The following is a 6,602-nucleotide window of genomic DNA, read 5'->3' on the forward strand; positions in this document are numbered from 1 at the left end:
CGGCCCGCTGTCGGGGTGGGCCGTCGCGGACGGGCCGCTGCATCGGGGGAGGAAGCGTGGCCGACGAACAGGTTCCGCGGGACGCGGACCGGCCGGCCGAACCGGCCTCGGACACCTCCGGGCCACCCGGAAGACCCACCCGCCGGCGCCGGGGACGGCGACTCGCGCGGATCACCGGTCGGACGCTGTTCGCGCTGCTGTCGGCGGGCGTGCTGGTGATCACGGCCGCCGGGTGGACCGCGCTGGACCGGCTCAGCGGCGAGGTCGGCAGCGCCGAAGTGCTCACCGAGACGCCGGACGCGCCGCCCGCCGACGACGGCGCCACCGATCTGCTGCTGGTCGGCAACGACAGCCGCACCGACGCGCAAGGCGAACCGCTGCCGCTGGACGTCCTGAAGGAGCTGCGGACCGAGAGCACCAGCGGGCTCAACACCGACACGCTGATCCTGCTGCGCGTCCCGCACGACGGAGCGCAGCCGACAGCGGTGTCGCTGCCGCGCGACACCTCGGTGGCGATGCCCGGCGGTGGCACCCAGAAGATCAACGCCGTGTACGGCCTGGCGAAGGCCGCCGCGGCGCGGCGCGACTCCGATTCGGGGGCCGACGCCGAGCGGCGCGCGCAGCTCGCGGGCCAGCGCGCGCTGGTGCAGAGCGTGCAGGGCCTCGCCGGTATCCGGGTGGACCGGTACGCCGAGGTGAACCTGCTCGGGTTCTACGAGGTCACCGACGCGCTCGGCGGTGTCGAGGTGTGCCTGAAGCAGGCGACCTCCGACAAGGACTCCGGCGCGGACTTCGCCGCCGGGCGCCAGACCATCTCCGGCGGCGACGCGCTCGCGTTCGTGCGCCAGCGCCACGGCCTGCCCCGCGGCGACCTGGATCGGATCGTGCGCCAGCAGGTTTTCATGGCGGCGGTGACGAACAAGCTGCTGTCCACCGGGACGCTCACCGACCCGGCGAAGCTCGCCGGGCTGCAGGACGCGGCGCGGCGCTCGGTGGTGCTCGACCAGAGCTGGGACATCACCGCTTTCGCCGCGCAGATGCAGGGATTGGCCTCGGGCAGCGTGCGGTTCATGACGCTGCCGGTGCGCTCGGTCGGCGACCGCGACGAGCACGGGCAGAGCGTGGTCAAGGTGGATCCGGCGCAGGTGCGCGACTTCATCGCGGGCCTCGTCCCCACCGCCGGTGTCGGCGGGCGGCAGGCGCTGGACCTAGACGGCACCGCCCGGCGCCAGAACGCGGCTCCTGCACCGTCCGCGGCCATCACCTCCACCGGCATCCCCTGCGTGAACTGACCGCACCGTCCCCAAGGTGTCCTTTCAGCATGGCCTTCGTAGGTGGTCGCTCAGCGGAACCCCAGCGGCTTCGCCGCTGACAGGACGCGGAGCAAAAGATCATTCTGAAAGGACTCCTGAGCCGCCCGTCCGGACCCGCGCATAGGGTGCGGGCATGAGCGTTACGCAGGCATTGCTCGCACCGATGGTCGCCGCGGGATCGCCCCGACCGTTGATCACGCACTACGACGACGCCACCGGCGCCCGCGTCGAACTCTCCAGGGCCACCGTCGCGAACTGGGCGGCGAAGACGGCGAACTGGCTGGTCGACGAGTTCGACCTGGAGCCGGGAGCGCCAGTGTCGGTGGCGCTGCCCGCGCACTGGCAGACGCTGGGCGTGCTGCTGGGTTCGTGGTGGTGCGGAGCGCACGTGGTCGACGCGCCGAAGGGCGCCGAGGTGGCGTTCGTGCCTGGATCGGCGATCGAGTCGGGCGCGGGCGCGCACGTGGTGGCCGCGGTGGGGCTGGACGCGATGGGCGGGCCGGTGCGCGGGCTGCCCACCGAGGTCGTGGACTACGTCTCGGACGTCCGGGTGCACGGCGACGACTTCGCGCCGCGCAGCGCGATCCCGGGCAGCGCACCGGCGTTGCTGGGCGCCACGGTCGACGAAGTGCTCGGGACGGCCGCCGCGCGCGCGACCGAACTGGGCATCGGCCCCGGGGCGCGCGTTCTGTCCACGATGGACTGGACGTTGCCGGGCGGCGTGCTCGACGGGCTGCTGTCGGTGCTGTCGGTGCAGGGCTCGCTGGTGCAGGTCAGCAACCCGGACCCGGCGAAGGCAGAACAACGCAACTCAAACGAAAAGACGACCTTCGTCTTGGACGCCTGAATTCCCTCCGAGCTCGGCCTGCTTGGGGGCCGGGTGGCGGAACCTCAGCGTTCTTCTCGCTGCGGGATCTTTTTCCCAAGTGGCTCCGCCACGAGGGAAAAAGCCGTCCTCGCGAGAAGAACGCTGAGAACCCGCGGGTGGTCCGGTTGCGTGCGTGGTCGCTGCTCAGCGACTTCGTCGCTGACAAGACAATGCTAAGAAGGCTCGCCGACACGGCCGGTCCTCGATCGGTCCGGTCTCCGGCTGCCACCTGGCCGGAGAGCGGACCGGTCGAGCCGGGTCGCCGCCTGCGCGGAGTGGGCCCGGCCGCGGGGCTCGGCCGCCGCGGGGGCTCACCTCACGCGTCGACGGTCTCCCGGTGCGGTGCGGCGTCGCGGTTCTGGAACAGGCCCTGCAGCGTGTACTTCGTTCCGCTGAAGCCGAGGGCGAGGCTCGTCGCGGCGAGCACCAGCACGTATTCGAATCCGCCGTCGGTGGCGAAGAATCCGCTGCCGAGATGCGCGGTGACCAGCGCTCCGAGCATGACGGCGGCGAGCAGCACGCCCGCGACGGGCATCAGCACTCCGAGGATCAGCGCGAGGCCGCCGAGCAGCTCGACCAGCGCGGTGAACCAGGCCGCTGCGGCGGGCAGCGGGATGCCCATCTGCTCGAAGCCCGCGCCGACACCGGAGATGCCGTTGAGCACGAACTTCTGGTACGCGTGCAAGACGAAGGTCACGCCGACGACCAACCTGGCCAGCAGGATCGTGACGTCGCGGAGACGGTGCTGCATCAGCTCACCTTTCACAAACGCTCGGGGTATCGGCGCTCCAGCATATACGTGAACCTTCAAATAAAAGCCCGCGAGACGTCGCTCACCCCGCCTGCGCCCCAAGTTCGCCCGGACGCCGGTCGACGAGATCACCCGAACGCCGCAGCTCACCGCACCTACCCAAAGTAAGATACTGATGAGTAGCATCGGGGCGTGCGTGCAGACGAGACCTTGTTCCACCGCGACGGCGACCTCTTCGTGCCCACCGAGGCCGCGGGCAACCCGTGGGGCGAGCTCACCGGCGGCGGCCCGGTCGCCGGACTGGTGGCGCGCGCGGTCGAGCAGACCCTCGACGAACCCGACCTCTTCGTCGCCCGGCTCACCGTCGACCTGCACCGACCGGTGCCGCGCAACGGCATCGCCGTGGCCACCCGCACCATCCGCAGCGGCAAGCGGCTGCGGATCGTCGAGATCACCCTCAGCCAAGGCGGTACCGACGTCACCCACGCCACGGCGCACGTGCTGCGGCGCAGCGAAGCCGACGGCGAACCCGAGGTCGAGCGCACGCCGTTCGCCGGGCCCGGCGACCTCACCGAGACCTCGCTGCTGCCGAGCGGCCTCGGCCTGCGGTGGGGCGTGCACGACGTGGTGCAGGTCCGCTGGGTGCGCGACCAGTTCTCCGGCTCCCCCGCCCAGGCCTGGATGCGGATGCCGCTGCCGCTGATCACCGGCGAGCGGACGAGCCCGCTGTCGCAGGTCGCGATCCTGGTGGACTGCATCAGCGCGGGCAGCCCCATCGGCACGCTGTTCGGGCCGTGGATCAACAGCGACATCACCCTGTACCTGCACCGCGAACCCGACGGCGAGTGGCTCGGCATGGAGATGGACCGCACCGTCGAAACCACCGGCATCGGCGTGACCCGCGCCCGGCTGTTCGACGAGCACGGGCCGATCGGCACCGCGCACGAAGCCGTCCTCGCGCACCGGCTGGGCTGAGCTCGCACGGCCCGCGCGATCCGGGAACGAGACGGTCCTCCCGTTGCAGATCGCATTTCACCCCGCGCATTCGTTACGTGACTAGTACTTATTTCACCGAATGGGGTCATCCTGGAGCCGGAGGCATTGTGCCCCCTTCGGCCACCTAGCAGTGTGATCGTCGGCATGAATCCATGCCGACGAACCCGCTGCGGAGGCATTGATGGACGAGCAGCTCACCTCGGAGAACTACGAAACGCCCACCCTGGTGGAAATCGTGGAATTACCCGAGAGCTCCTCGGTTAATTCATTCCCGACGTGCTCGGTGAACCGAACCGACCCAAGAATGGAATGAGCATGCGCCACCATCAATCAGGGTGGATCACCCTGCCCGACGTGCCGGGCCTGCACAAGGTGGTCGACCGATTCTCCCCGCAAGGCCGCATCGTGCTCCCGCACGACTCGGGAAATCCGTGGCTGGTAGGCCATTTCCCCCTCGACGACCTGGTGCCCGCGTCGCTCGGCCCGGTCCGGGTGGCGCTGCTGGGGCACTGCCCGATCGACGCCACCAGGCTCGCGGCCCTCGTGCGCGGGCTGCGTTCGATCACCGACCTGGACTCGGTGCTGCACCGGCTGCCGGGCGGCGTGCACCTCGCCGCCTCGGTCGGCGGTGCCGTGCGCGTGCAGGGCGGGATCTCCGGGCTGCGGCAGGTGTTCCACACCCGGGTCGACGGCGTGCCGATCGCCGGTGACCGCGCCGACCTGCTCGCGGAGCTGGCCGGCACGGGCATCGACGAGCACGCGCTGGCGCTGCGGGTGGCAGCCGGCCCCGTCGGGCCACCGCTGGACGAGCGCACCGCGTGGTCCGGGGTGCGGGCCGTGCCGCCCGGTTCGTACCTGCGGATCGAGGCCGACCGCGCGCACCAGGTGCTCTGGTGGCGCCCGCCGGAACCGGACGTCCCGCTGCGGCGCGGCGCGCGGATCACCAGGGAGGCGCTCGACGCGGCGGTGGGCCACCGCGCCGAGGGCCGTTCCGGCGCGGATCTCTCCGGCGGAATGGATTCGACCTCGCTGTGCTTCCTCGCCGCCGAGCGGAATCCGGAACTGGTCACGTTGAACCGCCGGGAATCCGACGCCGAAAACGAGCACGGCAGGCTCGCCGCCGAATCCGCCGAACAATTGACCGCCGCCGAACACCTCGTGCTGGAGCCCCGGGAGATGCCGTCCGCATTCGACGACCCCGGCATCGCGATGGACCAGGAGCAGCCGTCGCCGCTTTTCCGCGGCCTCGCCCGAATTCACCGGTCCGGGGAGTTCTTGGCCGAGCACGGCGTGCACCGCCAGCTCGCCGGTTTCGGCGGCGACGAACTTTTCCACGGGCCGCCCGGATATCTGCATTCGCTGCTGCGGAACCGGCCGGTGAAAACGATTCGGCAGCTGCGCGGTTATCGCGCGCGGCACCGCTGGCCGCTGCTGCCGACGGTGTCGGCGCTGTTCGCCGCGCACGACGTGTCGCACTGGTGGCGGGAGCAGGCCGACCACCTCACCGCAGCGCCGCGCGCGGCGCTGCCGCCCGCGCTCGACTGGGGAGCTGTACCGCTGCGCGCGGCCCCCTGGGCGAGCGCGGAGACCGTCGCCGCGGCCCGTTCGGCGTTGCGCGGCGCGGCGCTGGCCGCCGAACCGCTGTCCGCGCATCGCGGGCAGCACCAGCTGCTGGCGGCGCTGCGCACGGCGGCACCCGCGCACCGCCAGCTCGCCCGGTGCTACGCGGAATCCGGGGTGCGGCTGGAACTGCCGTACTACGACGACCGGGTGGTGGAGGCGGCGATCGCCGTACGCCCCGACGAGCGGGCGTCACCCTGGCGGTACAAGCCACTGCTGGCCGAGGCCGTGCGCGGCACCGCACCGGACGCGGTGCTGCACCGCTCGGCGAAGGCGGGCGCACCGGAATCGGGGGTCGGCGCGGACGTGCACATCGGTTTCCGCCGCAACCGCAACGCGATCCTGGCGCTGTTCGCCGACTCCGAACTCGCGGTGCACGGCCTCATCGACACCGGTGTGCTGCGCAGGCACCTGCTGGCGCCGCACGTCGAACCGAGCACCCTGGTCGCCCTGGAGCACCTGCTGGGCTGCGAGACCTGGTTGCGCGGTGTCACCCGAGGCTCCGCTGGGAGGACCGATGCACCTGCGACTGCGTCCTGACGTCGACCCCACCGACGTCACCGACGGGACCGTGCTGCTCGACGAACGCACCGGCCGCCGCTGGCGGCTCAACCGGACCGGCACTCAGGTGCTGCGCGGCGTGCTGATCGGCCAGGACGCCGACCGCATCGCCAGCGAACTCGCCGATCGGCACCGCATCCCGGCCCACGTCGCCAGGCACGACGTGACCGCGATCGTCGAACGGCTGCGCACCGCCACCCTGCTGGAATCCACCGGCCAGGGCTGACGGGGCCGGGTGAGCGCCCGCGAACACGGGCGCTCACCTGGTCGTCGGGCTCCCGTCCAGCGCGTGCTGCACGGGCCGAGACCGAAGACGGGACCGCACTGCCTGTCTTGAGCGACGTCGTTGGTCGTTGTCCTGTCAGCGGCGAAGCCGCTGAGCAGTGACCAGCTTGAGCAAGCCGACCACCGGCGGGTTCTCAGCGGCTTCCTCGCGAGGACAGCTTTTTTCCTCGTGGCGGAGCCACTTGGAAAAAAGATCCCGCAGCGAGGA

At 71.3% G+C, this 6,602-nt stretch carries 7 protein-coding genes; 6 read left to right on the forward strand and 1 reads right to left on the reverse strand.

What is annotated here, in order from left to right:
- The first annotated feature begins 56 nt into the window (after positions 1–56).
- Both ACWD38_RS21550 and ACWD38_RS21555 read left to right on the forward strand, forming a co-directional pair.
- A complete protein-coding gene (locus ACWD38_RS21550; RefSeq protein ID WP_450124762.1) occupies positions 57–1,292 on the forward strand; it encodes an LCP family protein in 1,236 nt (411 codons plus the stop codon).
- 154 nt (positions 1,293–1,446) lie between these two features.
- Positions 1,447–2,160, forward strand: a complete 714-nt coding sequence (locus ACWD38_RS21555) for a TIGR03089 family protein (protein ID WP_184482375.1) — start codon at positions 1,447–1,449, stop codon at positions 2,158–2,160.
- 337 nt (positions 2,161–2,497) lie between these two features.
- On the opposite strand, the gene ACWD38_RS21560 is transcribed toward ACWD38_RS21555, so the two are convergent.
- Positions 2,498–2,932 carry a DoxX family protein gene (locus ACWD38_RS21560; RefSeq protein WP_184482378.1) on the reverse strand — a complete coding sequence of 145 codons (435 nt, stop codon included), beginning with the start codon at positions 2,930–2,932 and terminating at the stop codon, positions 2,498–2,500.
- Between the two features lie 192 nt (positions 2,933–3,124).
- On the opposite strand from ACWD38_RS21560, the gene ACWD38_RS21565 reads away from it, so the two are divergent.
- The 4 genes from ACWD38_RS21565 (at position 3,125) to ACWD38_RS21580 (ending at position 6,335) form a co-directional block, all read left to right on the forward strand.
- Positions 3,125–3,907, forward strand: a complete 783-nt coding sequence (locus ACWD38_RS21565) for a thioesterase family protein (RefSeq protein ID WP_450124763.1) — start codon at positions 3,125–3,127, stop codon at positions 3,905–3,907.
- Between the two features lie 202 nt (positions 3,908–4,109).
- Positions 4,110–4,241, forward strand: coding sequence for a hypothetical protein (locus ACWD38_RS21570; RefSeq protein ID WP_450124764.1), 132 nt, complete (start codon positions 4,110–4,112; stop codon positions 4,239–4,241).
- A gap of 2 nt (positions 4,242–4,243) precedes the next feature.
- Positions 4,244–6,088, forward strand: a complete 1,845-nt coding sequence (locus ACWD38_RS21575) for an asparagine synthase-related protein (RefSeq protein ID WP_450124765.1) — start codon at positions 4,244–4,246, stop codon at positions 6,086–6,088.
- The gene (locus tag ACWD38_RS21580) at positions 6,066–6,335 is read left to right on the forward strand and encodes a lasso peptide biosynthesis PqqD family chaperone (RefSeq protein WP_221315931.1); all 270 of its coding nucleotides are present in this window, start codon (positions 6,066–6,068) and stop codon (positions 6,333–6,335) included. The genes ACWD38_RS21575 and ACWD38_RS21580 overlap by 23 nt, the downstream gene beginning before the upstream one ends.
- The last annotated feature ends 267 nt before the right edge of the window (positions 6,336–6,602 follow it).

It is taken from the genome of Saccharopolyspora sp. NPDC002578, from assembly GCF_053592695.1.